Raw genomic sequence first — 21,736 nt, forward strand, 5'->3', positions numbered from 1 at the left:
TCAATAGGCGAGTAAGTCTCAGACAAGGAGTAATTGATCACCTCCCTTGTTCAAGAAGTGAAGATTTTGCGAGCAGGGCCGCCGTCTGAAGCCCTCAGCGCAGACGCTGGCCGACGACCTTCGAAACCCCGTCGCCCTGCATCGAGACGCCGTACAGCGCGTCGGCGACCTCCATGGTCCGCTTCTGGTGGGTGATCACGATGAGCTGGGAGTTCTCCCTCAGCTCCCTCATGATCCCGATCAGCCGCTGGAGGTTGGTGTCGTCCAGCGCCGCCTCGACCTCGTCCATGACGTAGAACGGACTGGGGCGCGCCTTGAAGATCGACACCAGCAGCGCCACGGCCGTCAGCGAGCGCTCCCCGCCCGACAGCAGCGACAGCCGCTTGACCTTCTTTCCCGGCGGCCGGGCCTCGACCTCCACCCCCGTGGTGAGCATGTCGTCCGGGTCGGTGAGGACCAGCCGCCCCTCCCCTCCGGGGAAGAGCCGCGAGAAGACGCCCTCGAACTCGCGCGCCGTGTCGTGGTACGCCTCCGTGAAGACCTCCTCGACCCGCCGGTCCACCTCCTTGACGACCTGGAGGAGATCGGCCCGGGTCTTCTTCAGGTCCTCCAGCTGCTCGCTGAGGAACCGGTGCCGCTCCTCCAGCGCCGCGAACTCCTCCAGGGCCAGCGGATTGACCTTGCCGAGCTGCTGGTAGGCCCGCTCGGCCGCCCGCAGCCGCTTCTCCTGCTCGGCGCGGACGAACGGGACCGGCCTGTTGCGCGGGTGGTCGGGGTCGTCCGGCAGCGCCTCGCCCTCGGCGGGCGGGGACGGCGGCACGGGCTGGTCGGGGCCGTACTCGCGGATCAGCACCTCCGGCTCCACGCCCAGCTCCTCCAGGGATCTGGTCTCCAGCTGCTCGATCCGCAGCCGCTTCTCGGCTCCCAGCACCTCGCCCCGGTGCACGGAGTCGGTGAGCTTGTCCAGCTCCTCCTTAAGCTCCCGGCCCCGTGTGCGCTCCACGGCCAGCTCCCGCTCGCGCTCGGCCCTCGTCCGCTCGGCGGCCTCCCGTTCCTCCCCGGCCCGGTCCAGGGACACCTCCACATGCGCCAGGAGCTGCCGGGCCCCGGAGACGACGGCCGAGGCCACCTCGGCCTCGTGCCGCAGCCGGGCCCGCCGGCGGGCGGCCCGCTCCCGCGCCTCCCGCTCCGCGCGCGCCGCCCGGTCCAGGGCGTCCGCCCGGCCCGCGAGCCCCCTGACGCGCTCCTCGTGGGTGCGGACCTGGAGACGGGCCTCCATCTCCGTCTGCCGTGCGGCGGCCTCGTCGGCCGCGAGCCGGTCCCGTACGGAGGTGTCCGGCTCCTCCTCGCCCGGCTGCTCCTCGGCCGCCGCCAGCCGCTCCGCCAGCGCCTCGGCCTCCTCCCGCGCCCGCGCCAGCGCCTCCTGGGCCCGGGCGACGGCCGCCTCGGCGCGCTCGGCCTCTCCGGCCGCGGCCCGCGCCTGCCCGCCCAGCCGTCCGAGCCGTCCGGCGACCTGCGACTTCTCCCGTTCGGCGGCGCTGCGCCGCGCTCCCAGTTCCTCGACCGCGGCGGCGCACTCCCTCCGCCGTTCGTCGGCCCGCTCGCGCTCCGCGGCCAGCTCCTCGCACCTGGCCTCCAGTTCCGCCAGTTCGGCGTCGGCCTCGTCCACCGAGGCCTGCACCTCCAGCAGGGACGGTGCTCCCGCGGATCCGCCCTGCGCGAAGTGGGCGCCGAGCAGGTCGCCGTCGGCGGTGACGGCGACCAGGTCCGGATGCGCCGTCACCACGTCCACCGCGTCCTGGAGGGTGCCGACCACCACCGTTCCGCGCAGCAGCCGCCGCAGGGCGGGCAGCAGGGCGTCCGGGCCCGACACCAGGTCCGCCGCCCGTCTCGCCCCGGGCACCTCCGGCGTCCCCGGGGAGCCGCCGTCCTCCCGCGGCGGGGCGCCCAGGAGCAGTGCCGCGCGGCCCGCGTCGTGCTTCCGCAGCAGGCGCAGGGCGTCGGCCGCGGTGGCGGGGCCGTCCACGGCGACGGCGTCCGCGGCCGCTCCCAGGGCCGCGGCCACGGGGACCTCGAAGCCGGGGGCGACGGTGAGGAGTTCGGCAGCCGGCCCGAGCAGTCCGGTGAGCCGGTCCCCGGCGCCGAGCAGGACACCGGTGCCGTCCTTGCGGCGCAGTCCCAGGGCCAGGGCGTCCCGGCGGGCGGAGACCGCCGCGCGTTCGCGCTCGGCCGCGGCCAGCGCCTCCCGCGCCACGCTCAGCGCCGCCTCGGCCCCGGCCAGTTCCCGTTTGGCCGCCTCGTGCTCCTCGGCCAGTTCGGCGTCGTCCGCGTCGAGGCCCTCCACCTCGGCGCGCAGCGCCTCGTACTCCTCCTGGGCGGCCGCGGCACGCTCGCGCGCCTCGTCCCGCGCCGTGATCAGACGGTCGATCTCGGCCTGGGCGGAGGCCGCCCGGCCGCGGGCGGCGGTGACCTGTCCGTGCAGCCGGGCGAGTCCCTCACGGCGGTCGGCGATCGCGCGGGCGGCGTCCCTGAGCCTGCGCTCCTCCTCGGCCAGCCGCCGTTCCAGTCCGGCGCGGTGCTCGACGGTGTCCTCCAGCCTCCGGTTCGCCGCCTCCAGCGCGGCGGCGAGTTCCGCCTCCTGCTCGCGGATCCGGACGGCCTCGCGCTCCATGTCCTCGGGGTCGCGTCCCCGGCGCTCCTCGACGGGCTCGGCCGCGGCGCTCCTGACGCGGGCCTCGGCCAGGCTCACGGTGCCGCGCACCCGCTCGGCGAGCTGCGACAGCTCGTACCAGGTCTGCTGCGCGCCCTCCAGCCTCGGCGCGAGGTCCTTCAGCCGCTGCTCCAGCTCGGCCTCGCGGCGCAGAGCCTCCCTCAGGTCGCCCTCCACCGCCTCCTTGCGCTCCCTGAGCGCGGCCTCGTCGGCGAGTTCGGCGTCCAGCGCCGCGCGCAGGGCGACCAGGTCGTCGGCGAGCAGCCGCAGCCTGGCGTCGCGCAGGTCGGCCTGGATCACCGCCGCCCTGCGGGCGACGGCCGCCTGCCGTCCCAACGGCTTGAGACGGCGGCGCAGTTCGTCGGTGAGGTCCTGGACCCGGGCGAGGTTGGCCTGCATCGCGTCCAGCTTCCGCAGCGCCTTCTCCTTGCGCTTGCGGTGCTTGAGGACGCCGGCCGCCTCCTCGATGAAGGCACGGCGGCCGGCGGGGTCGGCGTGCAGGACGGAGTCGAGCTGGCCCTGTCCGACGATGACGTGCATCTCGCGGCCGATACCGGAGTCGGAGAGCAGCTCCTGGACGTCCAGCAGCCGGCAGGTGTCGCCGTTGATCCGGTACTCGCTGCCGCCGTTGCGGAACATGGTCCGCGTGATGGTGACCTCGGAGTACTCGATGGGCAGCGCGCCGTCGGAGTTGTCGATGGTGAGGGAGACCTCGGCCCGGCCGAGCGGGGGACGCCCGGAGGGGCCGGCGGTCCCGGCGAAGATGACGTCCTCCATCTTGCCGCCGCGCAGCGACTTGGCCCCCTGCTCGCCCATCACCCACGACAGCGCGTCCACCACGTTGGACTTGCCGGAGCCGTTGGGACCCACCACGCAGGTGATGCCGGGTTCGAACCGCAGTGTCGTGGCCGAGGCGAAGGACTTGAACCCGCGCAGGGTCAGGCTCTTGAGGTGCACGTTTCCGGACTTTACTCCCCGATGCCGACTTCACGACCGAGGCGAGTTTCGCGGCTGACCGGGTGGGGCACATCACACGGTAAGCGCCACATCCGCAACCCGAGACGACGAAGGGACGCCGAAGCGTCCCTTGCACTTTTCTCCAGCGGACTGGCGCTGCGGTTTCCTTACCGGCAGGCCGGTCAGGTCAGCGCAGGCTCCGCCTTGGATACGTCCATGCTGTCCAGCAGCGAGTCGCCGTGCCGTGCCGCGGCGGCCGACAGCGCGTCGTTCTCGGCCTGGATCCGCAGGAGCTCGGATTCCAGATCCTGGACACGCTGCTGCAGCCGTCGCATCTCGGCGAGGACTCGGGGGTCGGGACCGCCGACGTAACCGAGAAGCGCCTTTGCCATGATGGATGGTCCTCCACACTGAATGACCGACCGATACGGTGGTGGGTCGTGAGGGATTCGCACCCGCGTTCCCTGTTGTGCCTTCATTCCCAAGGCGAACAGTCGCGGTGCGCGGGGCTTCCAGCGTCTCACCAAATGGTTTGACGGTCAACACGATCACACCGCACGCCCCGGCGGCCTTGGCTCGACGGCACTCGTACTGCCGGAGCGCTCGCAGGGGTCCTGGAGGTCATCTGGCGGCAGCCTTGCACGTCACGGCGCGAAAGGCAACCAGTTCGGATCATCGAACGGCGAAACCCCCGTACCCTCCGCGTGGGGTGCCCCACATCTCGGTCACACCGTCCACCCGGCCCGGGGTGTCACCCGTACGGAGCCACTCCAGCAGCCGCTCGCAGCGCTCCCGCGTCCCCTCGGCGACCACCTGGACGCGGCCGTCGTCGAGATTGAGCGCGAAGCCCTCCAGTCCGCCGATCCGCAGCGCGTTGGCCCGGGTGTACCAGCGGAAGCCGACGCCCTGCACCCGTCCGCGCACCCAGGCCGTCATCCGCACGGTCTCCCCGGCCGCTCCGCCCCCCGTCTCACCCGTGTCCCCTGTGCTCGTGTCCATGGGTCGCACGGTATCCGGACGCGGGCGCCTCCGCCGCGGCCCCCCACCTCCTTCCTTGCTCGCATTTCCTCCGACGGCGCTTCCGCTCCGCCCGGATGCCGTACAGTCACGCGGCAACGAGGCTCACTCTTTCGAGTGAATCAGTGACGCCGATCACGTGAGGACTTCAGCAGATGGGACGCCACAGCCGCGCCAAACCAGCTCCCGCACCGGCACGCGACTCGACGGCCGGACGCCACCGCGGCCCGCAGCGCAGGCGGAGCGCGGTCCCCGTCCGCACCGGGCTCCTGGGCGCGTCGGCCGCGATGGCGATGGGAGCCGTGGCGGTGGCCTCGGGACTGATCCCCGGACCGAACGGCACCTACACCATCGGCGGCCCCGCCGATTCCTCCGGCATACGAGTGGACGCGACACCGGACCTGCAGACCCAGGGCGCCGCGACGCCTCCCGCCGATCACGGCGGCTCCACGGCCGACCGCGGTGGTGAAGACCGCGCCTCTTCTCCCGGCTCCGACCCCTCACGCGGTTCCGCCTCCCCGAAGAAGGAAAAACCGGAGAAGTCCGAGCGGCCGAGCCCCTCGCACAGCACACCCCCGGCGGACGGAGCCGGCGCCTCCGAGAAGCCCTCGGAGCCGGCGCCCCGGAAGACCCCCTCCCAGAAGCCCACCGCTCCGAGCGCCCCTCCGTCCGACGCCGAGACGGCCGCCGAGGCCGAGGTGCTGAGACTGGTCAACCTGGAGCGGGCCGAGGCCGGGTGCCGCCCGCTCACCGCCGATCCCGCCCTGGCCGAACTCGCCGGGCAGTACAGCGAGGCCATGGCCGAGCAGGGCTTCTTCTCCCACACCAGCCCCGACGGCGACACCCCCTGGGACCGCGCCGAGGCGGCCGGCATCGACAACCTCGGCGGCGAGAACATAGCCCGCGGCCAGGCCGACGCCGAGGCGGTGATGGCCGCCTGGATGGACAGCCCCGGCCACCGCGCCAACATCCTCAACTGCGACTACCGGACCCTGGGCGTGGGAGCGCACTTCGCCGAGGGCGGCCCGTGGTGGACGCAGAACTTCGGCTTCTGAGCGGACGATCGCCAAGGCCCCTCCCGGACCCCGGCCACGGAAGCGGCGCGCACGGCGCCCGTCCGCGCCCGGGCCGGCCGGGTCACGGCCTGGGACGGACCGGGCGGGGCGGACGCTGGCAGCGGGGACAGAAGTAGCTGGAGCGGTTCATCCAGGGGCGGCGGCGCATCGGGGTGGCGCAGCGGCGGCACGGCAGACCCTCGCGGCCGTAGGCGTCCAGGGACCGGTCGAAGTAGCCCGACTCCCCGTTGACGTTGACGTAGAGGCTGTCGAAGCTGGTCCCGCCGGCGGCGAGGGCGGCGTTCATCACGTCCCGGATGTGGCCGAGCAGTTCGGCGATGCGCGGACGGGTCAGAGTGGCGGTGGGACGGTCGTAGTGGAGGCGGGAGCGCCACAGCGCCTCGTCGGCGTAGATGTTGCCGACCCCGCTGATGAGCGACTGGTCGAGCAGGGCGCGCTTGACGGTGCTGCTGCGGCGGCGCAGGGCGGCGTGGAAGGCCGCCTCGTCGAAGGCCGGGTCCAGCGGGTCGCGGGCGATGTGGGCTATGGCGTCGGGCAGGCCCTCGGGGGTCAGTTCGTGGAGCGACAGCCCGCCGAAGGTCCGCTGGTCGACGAAGCGCAGTTCGGTGCCGGCCCCGTCGGCGAAGCGGACGCGGACGCGGAGGTGCTTCTCGTCGGGGGCGTCGTGCGGCTGCACGAGCAGTTGTCCGCTCATGCCCAGGTGGGCCAGGACGCAGTGGCCGGCGCCGGTGCCGGCCAGCGGCAGCCACAGGTACTTCCCGCGGCGCAGCGGGGCGCCGATCCGCGCCCCGCGCAGCCGGGCGGCGAAGTCCGCCGCCCCCGCGAGGTGGCGGCGGACCGCGCGCGGGTGCAGTACCTCCACCTCGGCGACCGTACGGCCGCCGACCCAGCGCTCCAGTCCGCGCCGGACGACCTCCACCTCGGGCAGCTCGGGCAACGACGACTCCTTGCTCACTGGGCTCACCGGCACGTCGGGACGCCGGTGGGCACAACGCCCACCCGCCCGGCTTCCGGGCGGGTGGGCGACGGTTGTGCGGACGCGGGCGGTGTGCCGGTCAGGACACCTTCTGGGTGGTCTGATCGTTCCGGTCGGCCCCCTCGTCGGTGCCGGAGGCTGCCCGGATCGCTCGCCAGGCGGCCTCCGCCGCCTGCTGTTCCGCTTCCTTCTTGCTGCGGCCGGTGCCGGTGCCGTACGCGACACCACCGACGCGGGCGGCAGCCGTGAAGGTCTTCTCGTGGTCGGGACCGGTCTCGGTGACCAGGTATTCCGGAACGCCGAGCCCCTCGGCCGCGGTCAGCTCCTGGAGGCTGGTCTTCCAGTCCAGTCCGGCGCCGAGGGTGGAGGACTCCTCGATCAGCGGGTCGAAGAGCCGGTGCACCAGTTCGCTGGCCGCCTCGAGACCCTGGTCGAGGTAGACCGCGCCGATCACGGCCTCCAGTGTGTCGGCGAGGATCGACGCCTTGTCCCGGCCGCCCGTGCCCTCCTCGCCACGGCCGAGCCGGACGAAGGAACCCAGGTCGAGGCCGCGGGCGACCCCGGCGAGCGCGCGCGAGTTGACCACCGCGGCACGCAGCTTGGCCAGCTGGCCTTCTGGGAGGTCGGGGTGGCTGCGGTAGAGGGTGTCGGTGACCACCAGGCCGAGGACGGAGTCCCCCAGGAACTCCAGACGCTCGTTGGTGGGCAGTCCGCCGTTCTCGTACGCGTAGCTGCGGTGCGTCAGCGCACGCGTCAGAAGGGCGGACTCGAGCCGGTACCCGAGCCGCCCTTCCAGAAGCGTGTGGGACGAGGCCGCATCCACCAGACCCGCCTCCTGCGCCTCCGGTCCGTCCCCGCCTCGGCGGGACGGGGTCTCAGGCGTGGTGGCGTCTGACATGGAGCCCGTCACCCGCCGATCAGACCTCGAGGACCTGGCGGCGGTTGTAGGTGCCGCAGTTCGGGCAGGCGATGTGCTGCTGACGGGGCTCCTGGCAGCGCTCGCACTTCACCAGGGTGGGGACCGCAGCCTTCCACTGCGACCGGCGGTGGCGCGTGTTGCTGCGCGACATCTTCCGCTTCGGAACAGCCACGGCTATTTCTCCTGTGGATCGTCCCCGGCGGTGCGGGGGTCGTTGTCTTCGTCCTTCTCGCCGTCCCGCATGGTGCCGGCGAGTCCTTCCAGCGCCGCCCAACGGATGTCGACGGCCTCGTTGTGATCGTGCCCGGGGTCGTCCGCGAGCCGTGCTCCACAGCGGGGGCACAGTCCGGGGCAGTCCTCCTGGCACACCGGCTGCAGCGGCAGTGACAGCACCACCGCGTCGCGCAGCACGGGCTCGAGGTCGAGCAGGTCTCCCTCGAGTCGGAACGTCTCCTCGTCCTCGGCGTCGTCGCCGGCGTCCGCGAAGCGGCCCCGGTCATCGGCGTCGGGGTAGGAGAACATCTCCTGGAAGTCCGCCTCGCACTCCTGCTCCAGCGGCTCCAGACACCTTACGCACTCCCCCTGCAGCGGCGCACGGACGGTGCCCGTGACGAGCACCCCCTCCATGACCGACTCCAGGCGGAGGTCAAGCTGCATGGACGCACCCTCCGGCACCCCGATGATCTCGATGCCCATGTCCTTGGGCGCCGGGACCGTACGGGAGAACCGCTTGAGCGCACCGGGACGACGCCCCAGCTCGCGCGTGTCGAGCACGAGGGGGGACCGGGGGTCGAGGGGGGCGTTCAGGGCTTCCTGCTTTCTACGGTCTGACATCGGCTGACTCCGAATCCGATCTGGGCAGCCGAACGTCGCGGGCGAACCACGACCGAAGAGCCAGGATACTGGACGGGACGCCGCGGTCCAATCCGGGCCGGACGGACGCGGTCCGGGCGGACGCGGACGGGCCGGGCCGCGCGGTCAGCGGCCCTGCTCGTACCGCCTCAGCTGCTCCATGTCGATCATGCTGGTGTCGAAGAAGCTGGTCTCGTCGAGTGCGGCGGGCTGCTGGGGCTGGTACGGCGGCGGCGGGGGGATCTGGCCCTGCTGGTACTGCTGGGGGTACTCCTGCGGGTAGCCGTAGCCTCCCGGCTGCTCCGCGGGCACGCCCGCCGGCTGCTGGGGCTGCTGGTAGCCGTACGGGTCCCCGGCCTGCTGCCCGTGGACGGGCTGCTGCTCGTGGACGGCCTGCTGGGCGTAGTAGGGGTCCGCCTGCTGGTACTGCTGGGGGTACTCCTGCGGGTAGCCGTAGTCTCCCGGCTGCTCCGCCGGGACGCCCGCCGGCTGCTGGGGCTGCTGGTAGCCGTACGGGTCCCCGGCCTGCGGGTCGTGGACGGCCTGCTGCTCGTGGACGGGCCGCGGGTCGTGGACGGGCCGCGGGTCCGCGGCGGGGGCCTGGGCGACGGCGGCGAGGTCGGCCAGGTAGTCGAAGTCGGCGCTCTGCCGCTGCTCCTGCTCGTCCTGGGCGGCGAGGTGGGCGCCCAGCTCGTCGATGGGGCGGTGGCCGGTGAGCTTCTGCCGCCCGCGTCCGACCGCCTCCAGCGTCTTGGAGAGCACCGCCTCGAAGGCCCGGAACTGGGCCTCCACGTAGGCGTCGGCGCGCTGCCGCAGCTCCGCGGGGTCGGTCGAGCGCTCCGGGAGGTCCTCGCCGTCCTCCTCGCCGTAGGGGTCGGCGCCGCGGCCGAGGAGCTTCTCCCGGCCCCGGTCGACCGAGCCGATGGTCTTGCTCAGCACGACCTCGAAGTTGGCGAGCTTGCTGTCGACGTAGTCGTCGGCCTCGGCGCGGATCTCCTCGGCCTCCCGGCGGGCCTGGGCCAGGATGCGGTCCGCCTCCTCCTGGGCGCGGCGGGCGATCTCGGTGCCGGAGATCAGCGTGGCGCGCTCGGCCTGGGCGGACTCGATGATCCGCTGGGCCTCCTGCCGGGCCTCGGCGATCATCTCCTCCCGGTCGCCGAGCAGCTCCTGCGCCCGGGCGAGCGAGCCGGGCAGCGCCTGCCGCACCTCTTCCAGCCTCCCCAGCAGCTCCGCGCGGTTGACCACGCAGGAGGCCGACATGGGCATGGAACGGGCGCTCTGTACCGCCGCGACGATGTCGTCGAGTTTCTGCTGTACGTCCACGAGGGTGACTGTACGGGCAGCGGCCGCCGGCGCGACACCGGACGCCGGAAAGCCCGGGGCGGGCGGAAGCTCAGGGGCGGGCCAGGCGCTCGCGCAGGGCCGCCAGGACGCAGGGCGGCACCAGGTGGGAGACGTCTCCGCCCCAGGCCGCGACCTCCTTGACCAGGCTGGAGGAGAGGAAGCTGTAGGTGGGGTTGGTCGGCACGAACAGCGTCTCCACACCGGAGAGCCCGTTGTTCATCTGGGCCATCTGCAGCTCGTAGTCGAAGTCGCTGACCGCCCTCAGGCCCTTGACGATGGCGGGGATGTCGCGCTGCTTGCAGAAGTCCACCAGGAGCCCGTGGAACGCCTCGACCCGTACGTTGCCGTACTCGGCGGTGACCTGCCGGATCAGGTCGATGCGCTCCTCGACCGCGAACAGGCCCTGCTTCGACTTGTTGATCATCACCGCGACGTAGACCTCGTCGTAGAGCTTGGAGGCGCGGGCGATGATGTCGAGGTGTCCGTTGGTGATGGGGTCGAAGGACCCCGGACAGACGGCGCGGCGCACTGGTGTTTCCTCGCTCTCCGGACGGTTCATGACATGTCGCTCTTTTCGGCGGCGCGACCGTACCAGAGCGTGCCCTCGCCGTAGCGGCGGGACCGCAACTCCTCGAAACCGGCGGGCCAGCGGAACTCGCCGCCCCTGGTGCTGCGTTCCACGGTGGCGAGCGCGTCGCCCGCGAGCCACCCCTGGGCGCGGAGTGTGAGAAGGATCTCCCGGAGATCGCCGTCGGGGACGGCGTACGGCGGATCGAGGAACACCAGGTCGTAGGGCCGCTCGGGAGCCGGGCCGCGCACCACCTGCTCCGCCCGGCCCGCGCGGACCTCCGCCCCGGGCAGGCCGAGGCCGCGGACGTTCTGGCGGACGGTGCGGACGGCCCGGGCGTCGGACTCGACCAGCAGGACGTGCTCCGCGCCGCGCGAGAGCGCCTCCAGGCCGACCGCGCCCGAGCCCGCGTACAGGTCGAGCACCCGCAGTCCCGCCAGCGGGCCGAGCAGCGACTCCCAGGTGGAGAACAGCCCCTCGCGCGCCCGGTCGGAGGTCGGGCGGGTCCCCTGGCCGGGCGGCACCGCCAGCCGTCGTCCGCCGGCCGCTCCGGCGATCACGCGGGTCATCGTCTCGGTCGTCCTCACAGGTCCGGGGGCGGTGGTCGGCGGCCGGGCGGCCGCCGTCCCCACGATAGGCGGCGGTCCGCCGTCCGGTCCTCACCGGTCCCGGCGGACGGGCCCCGGCCGGCGCCGCCTCAGCCCTTCTCCAGGTACTCCTCGCGCTCCTCGTCGAGGAGGGCGTCCAGGGCGGCGCGCAGCTCCGGCAGCCCCTCCAGCTCCGGGTCGGCGGCGACGATCTCGGTGGCCCGTGCCCGGGCGGCCACGATGACCTCCTCGTCGTCGATGACGGCGAGCATCCGCAGGGAGGACCTGGTGCCGGACTGCGCCTGGCCCAGCACGTCGCCCTCGCGGCGCTGCTCCAGGTCGATCCGGGACAGCTCGAAGCCGTCCAGCGTCCCGGCGACCGCCGCCAGCCGGGCGCGGGCGGGGCTGCCCTCGGGGGCCTCGCTGACCAGCAGGCACAGCCCCGGCGCGCTGCCGCGCCCGACCCGGCCGCGGAGCTGGTGGAGCTGGGAGACGCCGAAGCGGTCCGCGTCCATGATCACCATCACGGTGGCGTTGGGCACGTTCACGCCCACCTCGATGACGGTGGTGGCGACCAGGACGTCCACCTCGCCCGCGGCGAAGCGGCGCATCACCTCGTCCTTGGCGTCCGGCTGCATCCGGCCGTGGAGCACCGCCACGCGCAGGCCCTTCAGAGGCCCGTCGGCGAGCTGCTCCGCGACGTCCAGGACGGCCAGCGGCGGACGGCGCTCGCCGTCCGCGCCCTCGCCGCCCTCGCCGTCCCCGCCGTCCTTGCCGGGGCCGCCGGCCGGCTCCTCCTCGTCCCCGATGCGCGGGCAGACCACGTACGCCTGGTGCCCGGCCGCCGCCTCCTCGCGGACCCGCTCCCAGGCGCGGGCCAGGAAGTGGGGTTTCTCCGCCGCGGGCACCACGTGGCTGGCGATGGGCGAGCGGCCGGCCGGGAGCTGGTCCAGCACGGAGGTCTCCAGGTCTCCGAAGACCGTCATCGCGACCGTGCGCGGGATCGGCGTCGCCGTCATGACCAGCAGGTGCGGAGGCTGCCTGCCCTTGGAGCGCAGGGCGTCGCGCTGCTCGACGCCGAAGCGGTGCTGTTCGTCCACCACGACCAGGCCCAGGTCGTGGAACTGCACCTTGTCCTCGATCAGGGCGTGGGTGCCGATCACGATCCCGGCCTCGCCGGTGGCCAGGTCCAGCAGGGCGCGGCGGCGGGCCGCGGCACCCATCGAGCCGGTGAGCAGGACCACCCTGGTGGCGTGCTCGGCCCCGCCGAGCATCCCCCCTTCGGCGAGCTCGCCCATCATCTCGGTGATCGAGCGGTGGTGCTGCTGCGCCAGCACCTCGGTGGGGGCCAGCATCGCGGCCTGCCCGCCGGCGTCCACCACGGCGAGCATGGCGCGCAGCGCCACCAGCGTCTTGCCGGAGCCCACCTCGCCCTGCAGCAGCCGGTGCATGGGGTGCTCCGAGGCCAGGTCGTCGAAGATCTCCCGGCTGACGGCCTTCTGCCCGTCGGTGAGCGTGAACGGCAGCCGGGCGTCGAAGGCGTCCAGCAGGCCGCCCTCGCGGGGCTTGCGCGGCACGGCCGGCAACTGGCCCTCGGCGAGGCGGCGGCGTGCCAGGGCCACCTGGAGGACGAACGCCTCGTCCCACTTCAGCCGGGACCGCGCCTGCTCGACGTCGGCCTTCGAACGCGGCCGGTGGACCTTCTCCAGCGCCTCCGGCAGCGACGGCAGCCCGTACTCCCCGCGCAGCGCGGACGGCAGCGGGTCGGCGACCCCCGCCCATCCGGTGGCCCCCAGCGACTCCAGGACGGTGGCGACGGCCTTGGCGATCTTCCAGGACTCCAGCTGCTTGCAGGCCGGGTAGAGCGGGATCAGCTTCCCCGCGAACGCGTCCACCGCCTCCTTCCCGCTGTCCGCGCCCAGCAGCTCGTAGGCGGGGTGGGAGAGCTGGAGCTTCCGGTTGAAGACCCCGACCTTGCCGGCGAACATCCCTCGGCGGCCGGGCAGCAGTTCCCGGTGGTGGTGGTGGACCGAGCGGCCGAAGAAGACGATCCGGAGGCTTCCGCTGCCGTCGGTGAGCGTGACCTCCAGCCGCTTGCCGCGCCCCTGGTTGAACGTGTGCACCCGGGCGTCGGCGACCTGGGCGACGACGGTGACGTGCTCGTCCAGGGGCAGGTCGGCGAGCCGGGTCAGCTCACCGCGCTCGGCGTACCGCCGCGGGTAGTGGTGCAGCAGGTCGCCGACGGTGTGCAGGCCGAGGTGTTCGGCCATCACCTTCGCGGTGGTGCCGCCGAGCACCTTCCTCAGCGGTTCGGTCAGGGGGTCCTTCGGGGTGTCTGTCTCTTCCAGCTCGGGCACGCCCCCCATTGCACACCACCCCACCGACAGCGCCGGTGCGCGACCCGGCAGCGGGCGCCGGGGACCTCACTCCACGCCGATCAGCAGGGGGCCGTTCTGCCGGCCCCGGTAGACGAGCGTGTCCACCGCCAGGTGGGTCCGCCGCACATGCTCCTCCAGGCGCTCGGCCAGCCCCTCGGGGGCGTCCGCGCCGACCACCAGCGTCACCAGCTCGCCCCCGGCCGCGAGCATCCGGTCCAGCACGGCGACGGCCACCTCGCCCGGTTCCGCCCCGATCAGCGCCACGTCCCCCTCGATCAGCCCGAGCACGTCGCCGGCCTGGCAGATCCCGGCGGTGGTCCACGCCTGCCGCTCGGCGACGGACAGTTCGCCGTACCGGGTGGCCCCGGCGGCCGAGGTCATGGCGACGACGTCCTCGTCGAAGCGGCGGCCGGGCTCGTGGACGGCGAGCGCGGCGATGCCCTGCACCGGGGAGCGGGTGGGGACGATGGCGACCCTCAGCCCCTCGGAGCGGACCTGCTCGGCCGCCGCCGCGGCGGTGTGCCGCAGCTCGGGGTCGTTGGGCAGCAGGACGACCTCGCCGGAGCCCGTACGCCGCAGGGCCTGCGCCAGTTCGCCGCTGGCGGGCTTCTCCCCGGGCCGTACGGTGACGACCGTGGCGCCCGCCCGGGCGCACAGTTCGGCCAGTCCGTCACCGGGCACCACCGCGACCACGGCGCGGGGCGCGGCGCGGTCGGCCGTGCGGTGGGCGGGCCGGCCGGTCTGCGTGCCGAAGTGGGTGATCCGGACGCGGAACGGGCGGCCGGCCTCGATCCCGGCCTCCACGGCGGCGCCCGCGTCGTCCACGTGGACGTGGACGTTCCACAGTCCGTCGCCGCCGACGACCACCAGGGAGTCGCCCAGGGCGTCGAGCCGGGCGCGGAGGGCGGCGACGGCGTCGTCGTCGGCCTCCAGCAGGTAGACGACCTCGTAGGCCGGGCCGTCCTCCGCCCCGTGGCGCGCGGCGTCGCCGGCCTCCTCTTCCGCCGGTCCCTCCGCCGGCCCTTCCGCCGGACGCGGCGGGAGCGCCGCGCAGCGGTCCGCGCGTCCGGCCCCCGGGCCCGGGGGCCGCTCCCCGGAGAGCGCCCCCACCAGCGCGCCCAGGACCGTGACCAGGCCGTAGCCGCCCGCGTCCACCACGCCCGCGCGGGCGAGCGCCGGGAGCTGGCCGGGGGTGCCCTCCAGGGCCGTGCGGGCCGCCGTCCAGGCGGCCCGGGCCACCGCGGCGCAGTCGCCGGCGGCGTGCCGGGCGGCCCCGGCGGCGGCCTCGGCCTCGGTGAGCACGGTGCCCTCCACCGGGTGCGCCACCGCCGCCCGGGCCACGGCGGCCTCCCGGCGCAGCGCGCGGCGCAGCAGCTCGGCATCGTTCCCGGCGTCCCCGGCGCTTTCGGCGTCCCCGGCGGCCCGGCCGCCCTCCCGCGCGCCGATCTCCTCGGCCATGCCGCGCAGCAGCTGCGCCAGGATCGTCCCGGAGTTGCCGCGCGCCCCGACCAGCGCGCCGTGCGCCATGGCCCGCACGGCCTGGGCCGGTGTGGGCTCCCCCGCGCAGACCTCCTCCACCGCCCGGGCGGCCGACTCCACGGTCAGGTAGAGGTTGGTGCCGGTGTCCGCGTCCGCCACCGGGTAGACGTTGATCGCGTCGATCGTCTCGCGGTCCCGGCCCAGCGCGTCGAGCGCCTGGGCGCACCAGTTCCGCACCGCGGCGGCGTCGAGCGGGTGCGGCACGGGAGGGCCTCCTTGCGGGCGGCGGCCGGGTGGCCGGGCGGACAGCGGCGACGGCCGAAGGCTAGTGCCGCGGGGAGGCCGGCCGGGACCGGGGGCCGGGGGACCGCCGCGGGGACGTGGTAATTTCGTGGTCCGGAGACGGCCGAGGTATGCTGCTCCGGTTGCCTGACCCGCGTCGGGCTCTACCAATTCCCTGGCAGTGCCGGTCATCCTGATCCTGCCGACGCCGGGATTTCACTGTAAGTGCATCTGAAGTCTTTGGAGTGACCCGTGGCTGCCAACTGCGACGTCTGCGGCAAGGGGCCGGGCTTCGGCAACAACATCTCGCACTCGCACCGCCGTACGTCCCGCCGTTGGAACCCCAACATCCAGCGGGTGCGTGCGATGGTCGGTCGGACGCCGAAGCGGCTCAACGTGTGCACCTCGTGCATCAAGGCCGGCAAGGTCTCGCGCTGACGTAACGCCCAGCGCGGCCGCTCGCCGGTCACCGCCAGGCCGGTCCACTCCGTGTGGACCGGCCTTTCGGCATGCTCGGGGGTGTGCCGCGGGGCCGGGTCAGGCGTCCCGGCCCAGGCGCCAGCCGTGGTCCACCGGCCCGATGCCGCCGCCCAGGGCGAAGCCCCCGGCGATGGCGCCCGTCACGTACTCCTTGGCCGCCGCGACCGCGTCCGGGACCGGGTGGCCCTTCGCCAGCCCGGCGGCGATCGCGGCGGCGAGGGTGCAGCCCGTGCCGTGGGTGTGGCGGTTGTCGTGGCGCGGCGCGCGCAGCCAGTGCTCGGCGGTGCCGTCGGTGAGGAGGTCCACCGCGGCGTCCCCGTCCTTCAGATGGCCTCCCTTGATCAGCACCCACCGCGGCCCGTGGGCCAGCACCGCCTCCGCGGCGCGCGGCAGGTCGGCCTCCGTCTCGGCCCGTACGCCGGTGAGCTGGGTCACCTCGTCCAGGTTGGGGGTGGCGACGGCGGCCTTCGGCAGCAGTTCGGTGCGCACCACCTCCAGCGCCTCGGGGGCCAGCAGCGGATCGCCGTGCTTGGAGACCCCGACCGGGTCGACGACCACCGGTACGGCGAGGCCGCCGAGCAGGCCGGCGACCGTCTCGACCAGTTCGGCGGTGGCCAGCATCCCGGTCTTGACCGCCTGGACCCCGATGTCGTCCACGACGCTGCGGAACTGCTGCCGCACGGCCTCGGCGGGCAGCTCCCAGGCGCCCTGCACTCCCAGGGAGTTCTGCGCGGTGACGGCGGTGATCACGCTCATTCCGTGGGTGCCCAGCGCCAGCATGGTCTTCAGGTCGGCCTGGATGCCCGCCCCGCCGCCCGAGTCGGATCCGGCGACGGTGAGCACTCTCGGTGGTGGTGTACGCATGACCGCAGCCTACGGCCGGGGCGCACCGCGTCAGCCGTCCGGTCCGGGGCGGGCTTCCGCCCGGTCCCCGGCCCCGGACCGTCCCCGCGTCCTCAGCCCCCGAAGTGGTCCCAGCCGCCGGCCCTGGTCCAGGGCGCGCCGTCCACCGTCACCTGCGGCGCCGCGGAGGGGTGGAGCACCTCTCCGATGCGGCGCCAGCGGGCGGGAAGCTTGGCGTCCGGGGGGAAGGTGGCGACGATCGCGTGGTCCTCTCCCCCGGTGAGCACCCACTGCAGCGGGTCGACGCCCACCGCCTGGCCGATGTCGGACATCTGGGCGGGGATGTCCAGCGCGGCCGAGCGCACGTCGATGCGGACCTTGCTGGCCTCGGCGATGTGCCCGAGGTCGGCGACGAGCCCGTCGCTGACGTCGGTCATCGCGGTCGCGCCCAGCTCGGCCGCGGCGGGGCCCGCGTGGTAGGGCGGCTCGGGGCGGCGGTGGGCCTCGACGAAGGCGCGCGGGGAGCGGAAGCCCCGGGCGAGCACCGCGTGCCCGGCGGCCGACCAGCCCAGCCAGCCGGTGACCGCGACGACGTCGCCGGGCCGCGCGCCGGCCCGGGTGACCGGCTCGCGGTTGCGCAGGTCGCCCAGGGCGGTGATCGCCACGGTGATGGTGTCGCCGCGCACCACGTCCCCGCCGACCACGGCCGCGCCCGCGACCCGGCACTCGTCGTGGAGGCCGTCCATCAGCTCGGTGGGCCAGGTGGCCGGCAGCTCGGCCGGGACGACGAGCCCGAGCAGGAGCGCGGTGGGCTCGGCCCCCATGGCGGCGATGTCCGCCAGGTTCTGCGCGGCGGCCTTCCGGCCCACGTCGTACGCGGTGGACCAGTCGCGCCGGAAGTGCCGCCCCTCCAGCAGCACGTCCGTACTGGCCACCACGCGCCGGTCGGGCGCGGCGACCACGGCGGCGTCGTCGCCCGGGCCGATCCGTACGGCCGGGGTGGGGCTGATCCGCGAGGTCAGTTCGCGGATCAGCCCGAACTCCCCGAGCTCCCCCACGGTCCGGCCGGGAGTCCTGGGGGCTTCCCCAGGGAAACGAGGGGGAGACTGCCCCCCGGGAGAACTCAGCATCCTTGTGCCCCTTCGTCAGTGCGCTCGAACGGTATCGCCGCGGCCGACCGGTCCGCCCGCCGCCCCATCGCCTGCCGCGCCCGCCCGCGGTGCGGGTCTCCCCTGTGGTGTCGGCCACGCGGTACCGTGGCGTCCCTTCTTTCCACATGATCCTCGTAGCCGCCCTGGAGGTTCCGTGGTACAGGCGTACATCCTGATTCAGACCGAGGTCGGCAAGGCGTCGACCGTCGCCGAGGTGATCGGCGGGATTCCGGGGGTGATCCAGGCCGAGGACGTGACCGGTCCCTACGACGTGATCGTCCGCGCGCAGGCCGACACGGTGGACGACCTGGGTCGCATGGTGGTGGCCAGGATCCAGCGCGTGGAGGGCATCACCCGGACCCTGACCTGCCCGGTCGTGCATCTGTAGCTCCCCCGTATGCTCGCCCGGTGAGCTTCTCGCCCCGCCGGCTCCTCCCTCCGGCCGCGTCCCCGGTGTCCCCGGCCGTCTCCCCGCTCGTCCCACTGAGCGTCGCCGCGGCCGTGTTCGTCACGGTCGCCGGCTGTACGTCGGGCGGGGACGGCCCCCGTCCGCCCGTCCCGAGTCCCACGGGTCCGGCCGCCGCGGCCTGCCGCGCGCTGCACGGCGCGCTGCCGGAGCGGGTCGGGGGGCAGCCGCGGGCCGAGCCGGAGTCCGGGGCGCCGTACGCCGCCGTGTGGGGGGACCCGGCGATCGAGCTGGGCTGCGGGGTGCCGCGGCCCGGGGTGCTCACGCCCGGCAGCGAGCAGTACAACCCCACACCCGATCTGGCGGAGGTGAACGGCGTCCCCTGGCTGCTGGAGGAGCAGGAGGGCGGCTACCGGTTCACCACCGTCGAGCGGACGGTGTTCGTGCGCGTGACGGTCCCCGACGCGTACGCCCCGGAGATCAACGCCCTGGTCGACCTCGCGGACGCGGTGCGCGGGGCGATTCCCGCGGAGAAGCCGCGCGACGGGGGAGGGACGGGATGACGTCCGGCCGCCTCCGGCCCTCCCCGGCGGCGGCCCGTCCGTCCCCTCCTCGTCCTCCCGGCCGGCGCGGCGGTCAGCGCAGCCCGGTCGGGCGGCGCAGTGCGGCCCGGATGAGGCGGTCGACCAGCTCGGGGTAGTCGACGCCGCTCGCCGCCCACATGCGCGGGTACATGGAGATGGGCGTGAAGCCGGGCATGGTGTTGATCTCGTTGATGACGAACTCGCCGCTGTCCAGCAGGAAGAAGTCGGCGCGGACCAGGCCCTCGCAGGAGGCCGCCTCGAAGGCGCGCACCGCCAGCTCCTGGACCTCGCGGGTCTGCTCCCCGGTCAGCGGGGCGGGCACGACGCCCTCGGCCGAGTCGATGTATTTGGCCTCGAAGTCGTAGAAGTCGTGGGCGGCGGGCGGCGGGATCTCGGCCGGGACGCTGGCGCGCGGGCCGTCCTCGAACTCCAGGACGCCGCACTCGATCTCGCGGCCGCGCAGCAGCGACTCCACGACGATCTTCGGGTCGTGGCGCCGCGCCTCGGCGATCGCCTCGTCCAGACCGGCCAGGTCGTCGACCTTGGTGATGCCGAAGGACGATCCGGCGCGGGCGGGCTTGACGAAGACCGGCCAGCCGTGGTCGCCCGCGAAGTCCACGATCTTCTTGCGGGCGGCGGCCTCGTCCCTCTCCCACTCGCGCGGCCGGACCACCGTGTACGGGCCGACGGGCAGCCCGAAGGAGGTGAAGACCCGCTTCATGTACTCCTTGTCCATGCCGACCGCCGAGGCGAGCACGCCGGCGCCGACGTAGGGCACGCCGGCGAGTTCCAGCAGTCCCTGGAGCGTGCCGTCCTCGCCGTAGGGGCCGTGCAGGACGGGGAAGACGACGTCGACCTCGCCGAGCACCTTGGGCACCGAGCCCGGCTCGGTGTAGACGACCTCGCGGCTGGACGGTTCGAGGGGCAGCGTGACGGAGCCCGTGTCGGACTCGGCGAGCTGTTCCACGCTCGGCAGGTCGCTGCCCGTGATCGCCATCCGCTCGGGGGCGTCGGCGGTCAGCGCCCAGCGGCCGTCGGCGGTGATGCCGATCGGCAGGACGTCGTAGGCCGTGCGGTCGATGGCGCGCAGCACGGCGCCCGCGGTGACCACGGAGATCGCGTGCTCGGAGCTGCGTCCGCCGAAGACGACGGCGACGCGCGGCCGGCGGCCGGCCGCCGGGGGGTTCTGGGGAGAGGACTGGCTGCTCATATCCGGTCGAGATTACCTAACGTAGCGGTGTTCGGTCGGTCAGCGGCGCTCGGCCTTGGCGCTGCGCGACATCAATTCCTTCAGAGCGACCAGTGGCGGCTTGCCCTCGTGGACGATGCCGACCACGGTCTCGGTGATGGGCATCTCGACTCCGTGCCGCCGCGCCAGGTCCAGCACGGACTCGCAGGACTTGACGCCCTCGGCGGTCTGGCGGGTGATCGCGATGGTCTCCTCCAGGCTCATGCCCTTGCCGAGGTTGTGGCCGAAGGTGTTGTTGCGCGACAGGGGCGAGGAGCAGGTGGCGACCAGGTCGCCCATGCCCGCCAGGCCGGCGAAGGTGTGCTCGTCGGCCCCCATCGCCAGGCCGAGCCGGGTGGTCTCGGCCAGTCCCCGGGTGATCAGCGATGCCTTGGCGTTGTCGCCCAGGCCCATGCCGTCGGCGATGCCGACGGCCAGGGCGATGACGTTCTTCACCGCCCCGCCGAGTTCGCAGCCGACGACGTCGGTGTTGGTGTAGGGGCGGAAGTACGGGGTGTGGCAGGCCGCTTGCAGGCGCCGGGCCACGGCCTCGTCACGGCAGGCGACGACGGAGGCGGCGGGCTGCCGCTCGGCGATCTCCCGGGCGAGGTTGGGGCCGCTGAGGACCGCGATCCGGTCCGGTCCGGCTCCGGTGATCTCCTCGACGACCTCGCTCATCCGCTTGGCCGTGCCGAGTTCGACGCCCTTCATCAGGGAGACGAGCACGGTGTCGGACGGCAGCAGCGGCGCCCACGCGGAGAGGTTTCCGCGCAGGGTCTGGGAGGGCACGGCCAGCACCGTGAACTCCGCGCCGTCGGCGGCCTCGGCGGGATCGGTGGTGGCGCGGACGGCCTCGGGGAGGATGACGCCCGGCAGGTAGTCGGGGTTGGTGCGGGTGGTGTTGACCGCCTCGGCCAGCTCCGCGCGGCGTCCCCACAGGGTCACCTCGCAGCCCGCGTCGGCGAGCACCATCGCGAAGGCGGTGCCCCATGATCCGGTGCCGTACACGGCGACTCGCGTCACGCCTTCTCCCCTTCGACCGCCGTGCCGCCGGCGGCCGTGCCGCGTCCGGCTGCGCCGTTCTCTTCCCCGCCGGGTTCCGCGGCGTCCCGCGCCGCCCGCCGGTCCGCGGCGAGCGCCCTGCGGCGGTCGTAGCGCCGGGCGGGCGCCGGTTCGCCGCGCAACTCGACCAGCAGCCCTGTGATCGCGTCCATGATGACGTCGGTGACCTCGCGGAGCAGTTCCGCAGTGGGCTCCCTGTCGTAGTACCGCGACAGGTCGAGGGGCGGGCCGACCAGCACCTTGAGCGTCTTGCGCGGGAAGAGCCGGACCCGCTTCTCCTTCGCGTACGGCGGTACGGCCTCGTGGGCCCCCCACTGGGCGACGGGGATGACGGGCGCCTTGGTGAGGAGGGCGACGCGCGCGGCGCCGGTCTTGCCCTCCATCGGCCACAGCTCGGGGTCGCGGGTGAGGGTGCCCTCGGGGTAGAAGGCTACGCACTCGCCCTTGTCGATCGCCTCGACGGCGGCCCGGAAGGCGTGGGCCGCGTCGACGCTCTCGCGGTAGACGGGGATCTGCCCGGTGCCGCGCATCACCGCGCCCACGAATCCGCCCTTGAACAGGGAGTCCTTGGCGAGAAAGCGGGGAACCCGTCCGGTGTTGTACTGGAAATGCGCGTACGAGAGCGGGTCGAGATAGGAGTTGTGATTCACCACGGTGATGAATCCGCCCTCGGCCGGAATATGCTCCATTCCACGCCAGTCCCGCTTGAACAGAAGCAACAGGGGAGGTTTCACCAGAAACGCGGCAAAGCGGTACCAGAAGCCGATTCTGTGGCGGGACACCCGGACACCATCTCCTCTTGCCTGCGGCGGCGCTCGTACCGCCGGGAACAACCGC

21 protein-coding genes are annotated in these 21,736 nt (G+C 73.8%); 4 read left to right on the forward strand and 17 right to left on the reverse strand.

Annotation, left to right across the window (positions count from 1 at the left end):
• Positions 1–94 precede the first annotated feature (94 nt).
• The 3 genes from smc to ABD358_RS12705 all read right to left on the reverse strand — a co-directional run bounded on the left by smc (position 95) and on the right by ABD358_RS12705 (position 4,666).
• Positions 95–3,667 (reverse strand): chromosome segregation protein SMC, encoded by a 3,573-nt coding sequence (smc, locus tag ABD358_RS12695; protein ID WP_344631055.1) that lies wholly within the window; start codon positions 3,665–3,667, stop codon positions 95–97.
• A 182-nt stretch (positions 3,668–3,849) separates the two neighbouring features.
• On the reverse strand, positions 3,850–4,059 hold the full coding sequence (locus ABD358_RS12700) for a hypothetical protein (RefSeq protein WP_344631056.1): 210 nt from the start codon (positions 4,057–4,059) through the stop codon (positions 3,850–3,852).
• 280 nt (positions 4,060–4,339) lie between these two features.
• Complete coding sequence (locus ABD358_RS12705) at positions 4,340–4,666, reverse strand: acylphosphatase (protein ID WP_344631057.1); 327 nt, start codon at positions 4,664–4,666, stop codon at positions 4,340–4,342.
• A 173-nt stretch (positions 4,667–4,839) separates the two neighbouring features.
• On the opposite strand from ABD358_RS12705, the gene ABD358_RS12710 reads away from it, so the two are divergent.
• Positions 4,840–5,739, forward strand: coding sequence for a CAP domain-containing protein (locus ABD358_RS12710; protein WP_344631058.1), 900 nt, complete (start codon positions 4,840–4,842; stop codon positions 5,737–5,739).
• A gap of 82 nt (positions 5,740–5,821) precedes the next feature.
• Here ABD358_RS12710 and mutM read toward each other — a convergent pair whose 3' ends face one another.
• The 9 genes from mutM to ABD358_RS12755 all read right to left on the reverse strand — a co-directional run bounded on the left by mutM (position 5,822) and on the right by ABD358_RS12755 (position 15,127).
• On the reverse strand, positions 5,822–6,697 hold the full coding sequence (gene mutM, locus ABD358_RS12715) for a bifunctional DNA-formamidopyrimidine glycosylase/DNA-(apurinic or apyrimidinic site) lyase (RefSeq protein WP_344631059.1): 876 nt from the start codon (positions 6,695–6,697) through the stop codon (positions 5,822–5,824).
• Positions 6,698–6,815: 118 nt separating this feature from the next.
• Positions 6,816–7,634: a ribonuclease III gene (gene rnc, locus ABD358_RS12720; protein WP_344631060.1), complete on the reverse strand. Its 819-nt coding sequence runs from the start codon at positions 7,632–7,634 to the stop codon at positions 6,816–6,818.
• A gap of 19 nt (positions 7,635–7,653) precedes the next feature.
• Positions 7,654–7,827, reverse strand: a complete 174-nt coding sequence (gene rpmF, locus ABD358_RS12725) for a 50S ribosomal protein L32 (RefSeq protein ID WP_031508259.1) — start codon at positions 7,825–7,827, stop codon at positions 7,654–7,656.
• Between the two features lie 2 nt (positions 7,828–7,829).
• Entirely contained in the window at positions 7,830–8,489 is a 660-nt protein-coding gene (locus ABD358_RS12730; protein WP_344631061.1) for a YceD family protein, read from the reverse strand.
• Positions 8,490–8,633: 144 nt separating this feature from the next.
• Positions 8,634–9,830, reverse strand: coding sequence for a cell division initiation protein (locus ABD358_RS12735; protein WP_344631062.1), 1,197 nt, complete (start codon positions 9,828–9,830; stop codon positions 8,634–8,636).
• A 70-nt stretch (positions 9,831–9,900) separates the two neighbouring features.
• The gene (gene coaD, locus ABD358_RS12740) at positions 9,901–10,380 is read right to left on the reverse strand and encodes a pantetheine-phosphate adenylyltransferase (RefSeq protein ID WP_344631097.1); all 480 of its coding nucleotides are present in this window, start codon (positions 10,378–10,380) and stop codon (positions 9,901–9,903) included.
• 26 nt (positions 10,381–10,406) lie between these two features.
• Positions 10,407–10,988 carry a 16S rRNA (guanine(966)-N(2))-methyltransferase RsmD gene (gene rsmD, locus ABD358_RS12745; RefSeq protein WP_344631063.1) on the reverse strand — a complete coding sequence of 194 codons (582 nt, stop codon included), beginning with the start codon at positions 10,986–10,988 and terminating at the stop codon, positions 10,407–10,409.
• Between the two features lie 128 nt (positions 10,989–11,116).
• A complete protein-coding gene (gene recG, locus ABD358_RS12750) occupies positions 11,117–13,372 on the reverse strand; it encodes an ATP-dependent DNA helicase RecG (RefSeq protein ID WP_344631064.1) in 2,256 nt (751 codons plus the stop codon).
• Between the two features lie 57 nt (positions 13,373–13,429).
• On the reverse strand, positions 13,430–15,127 hold the full coding sequence (locus ABD358_RS12755; RefSeq protein ID WP_344631065.1) for a DAK2 domain-containing protein: 1,698 nt from the start codon (positions 15,125–15,127) through the stop codon (positions 13,430–13,432).
• Between the two features lie 270 nt (positions 15,128–15,397).
• Between ABD358_RS12755 and rpmB the strand changes: the two genes are divergently transcribed.
• Positions 15,398–15,583 carry a 50S ribosomal protein L28 gene (rpmB, locus tag ABD358_RS12760; protein WP_093662092.1) on the forward strand — a complete coding sequence of 62 codons (186 nt, stop codon included), beginning with the start codon at positions 15,398–15,400 and terminating at the stop codon, positions 15,581–15,583.
• Between the two features lie 99 nt (positions 15,584–15,682).
• Here the strand turns inward: rpmB and thiD are convergent, their stop codons facing one another.
• The gene (gene thiD, locus ABD358_RS12765) at positions 15,683–16,489 is read right to left on the reverse strand and encodes a bifunctional hydroxymethylpyrimidine kinase/phosphomethylpyrimidine kinase (protein WP_344631066.1); all 807 of its coding nucleotides are present in this window, start codon (positions 16,487–16,489) and stop codon (positions 15,683–15,685) included.
• Between the two features lie 92 nt (positions 16,490–16,581).
• Positions 16,582–17,526, reverse strand: coding sequence for a thiamine-phosphate kinase (locus ABD358_RS12770; RefSeq protein ID WP_344631067.1), 945 nt, complete (start codon positions 17,524–17,526; stop codon positions 16,582–16,584).
• A gap of 247 nt (positions 17,527–17,773) precedes the next feature.
• On the opposite strand from ABD358_RS12770, the gene ABD358_RS12775 reads away from it, so the two are divergent.
• Together ABD358_RS12775 and ABD358_RS12780 are read left to right on the forward strand one after the other, a co-directional pair.
• Positions 17,774–18,007 carry an Lrp/AsnC family transcriptional regulator gene (locus ABD358_RS12775; RefSeq protein WP_031508244.1) on the forward strand — a complete coding sequence of 78 codons (234 nt, stop codon included), beginning with the start codon at positions 17,774–17,776 and terminating at the stop codon, positions 18,005–18,007.
• A gap of 20 nt (positions 18,008–18,027) precedes the next feature.
• Positions 18,028–18,588 carry a DUF3515 domain-containing protein gene (locus ABD358_RS12780; RefSeq protein WP_344631068.1) on the forward strand — a complete coding sequence of 187 codons (561 nt, stop codon included), beginning with the start codon at positions 18,028–18,030 and terminating at the stop codon, positions 18,586–18,588.
• A 73-nt stretch (positions 18,589–18,661) separates the two neighbouring features.
• On the opposite strand, the gene ABD358_RS12785 is transcribed toward ABD358_RS12780, so the two are convergent.
• The 3 genes from ABD358_RS12785 to ABD358_RS12795 are packed head-to-tail and all read right to left on the reverse strand — an operon-like array spanning position 18,662 to position 21,681.
• Positions 18,662–19,819, reverse strand: coding sequence for a D-alanine--D-alanine ligase family protein (locus ABD358_RS12785; RefSeq protein WP_344631069.1), 1,158 nt, complete (start codon positions 19,817–19,819; stop codon positions 18,662–18,664).
• Between the two features lie 39 nt (positions 19,820–19,858).
• Positions 19,859–20,860 (reverse strand): NAD(P)H-dependent glycerol-3-phosphate dehydrogenase, encoded by a 1,002-nt coding sequence (locus ABD358_RS12790; protein ID WP_344631070.1) that lies wholly within the window; start codon positions 20,858–20,860, stop codon positions 19,859–19,861.
• Complete coding sequence (locus tag ABD358_RS12795) at positions 20,857–21,681, reverse strand: lysophospholipid acyltransferase family protein (RefSeq protein WP_344631071.1); 825 nt, start codon at positions 21,679–21,681, stop codon at positions 20,857–20,859. The genes ABD358_RS12790 and ABD358_RS12795 overlap by 4 nt, the downstream gene beginning before the upstream one ends.
• Positions 21,682–21,736 lie beyond the last annotated feature (55 nt).

This window comes from Streptomyces glaucosporus (assembly GCF_039533345.1).
GTDB lineage: Bacteria > Actinomycetota > Actinomycetes > Streptomycetales > Streptomycetaceae > Streptomyces > Streptomyces glaucosporus.

What these genes read in the sequence shown, in the direction of transcription:
- ABD358_RS12730 (WP_344631061.1), bottom strand. Translation starts at nt 8,489, where the DNA reads ATGTCAGACCGTAGAAAGCAGGAAGCCCTGAACGCCCCCCTCGACCCC.
- ABD358_RS12700 (WP_344631056.1), bottom strand. Translation starts at nt 4,059, where the DNA reads ATGGCAAAGGCGCTTCTCGGTTACGTCGGCGGTCCCGACCCCCGAGTC.
- thiD (WP_344631066.1), bottom strand. Translation starts at nt 16,489, where the DNA reads ATGCGTACACCACCACCGAGAGTGCTCACCGTCGCCGGATCCGACTCG.
- ABD358_RS12785 (WP_344631069.1), bottom strand. Translation starts at nt 19,819, where the DNA reads ATGAGCAGCCAGTCCTCTCCCCAGAACCCCCCGGCGGCCGGCCGCCGG.
- rnc (WP_344631060.1), bottom strand. Translation starts at nt 7,634, where the DNA reads ATGTCAGACGCCACCACGCCTGAGACCCCGTCCCGCCGAGGCGGGGAC.
- recG (WP_344631064.1), bottom strand. Translation starts at nt 13,372, where the DNA reads ATGGGGGGCGTGCCCGAGCTGGAAGAGACAGACACCCCGAAGGACCCC.
- ABD358_RS12705 (WP_344631057.1), bottom strand. Translation starts at nt 4,666, where the DNA reads ATGGACACGAGCACAGGGGACACGGGTGAGACGGGGGGCGGAGCGGCC.
- ABD358_RS12710 (WP_344631058.1), top strand. Translation starts at nt 4,840, where the DNA reads ATGGGACGCCACAGCCGCGCCAAACCAGCTCCCGCACCGGCACGCGAC.
- rsmD (WP_344631063.1), bottom strand. Translation starts at nt 10,988, where the DNA reads ATGACCCGCGTGATCGCCGGAGCGGCCGGCGGACGACGGCTGGCGGTG.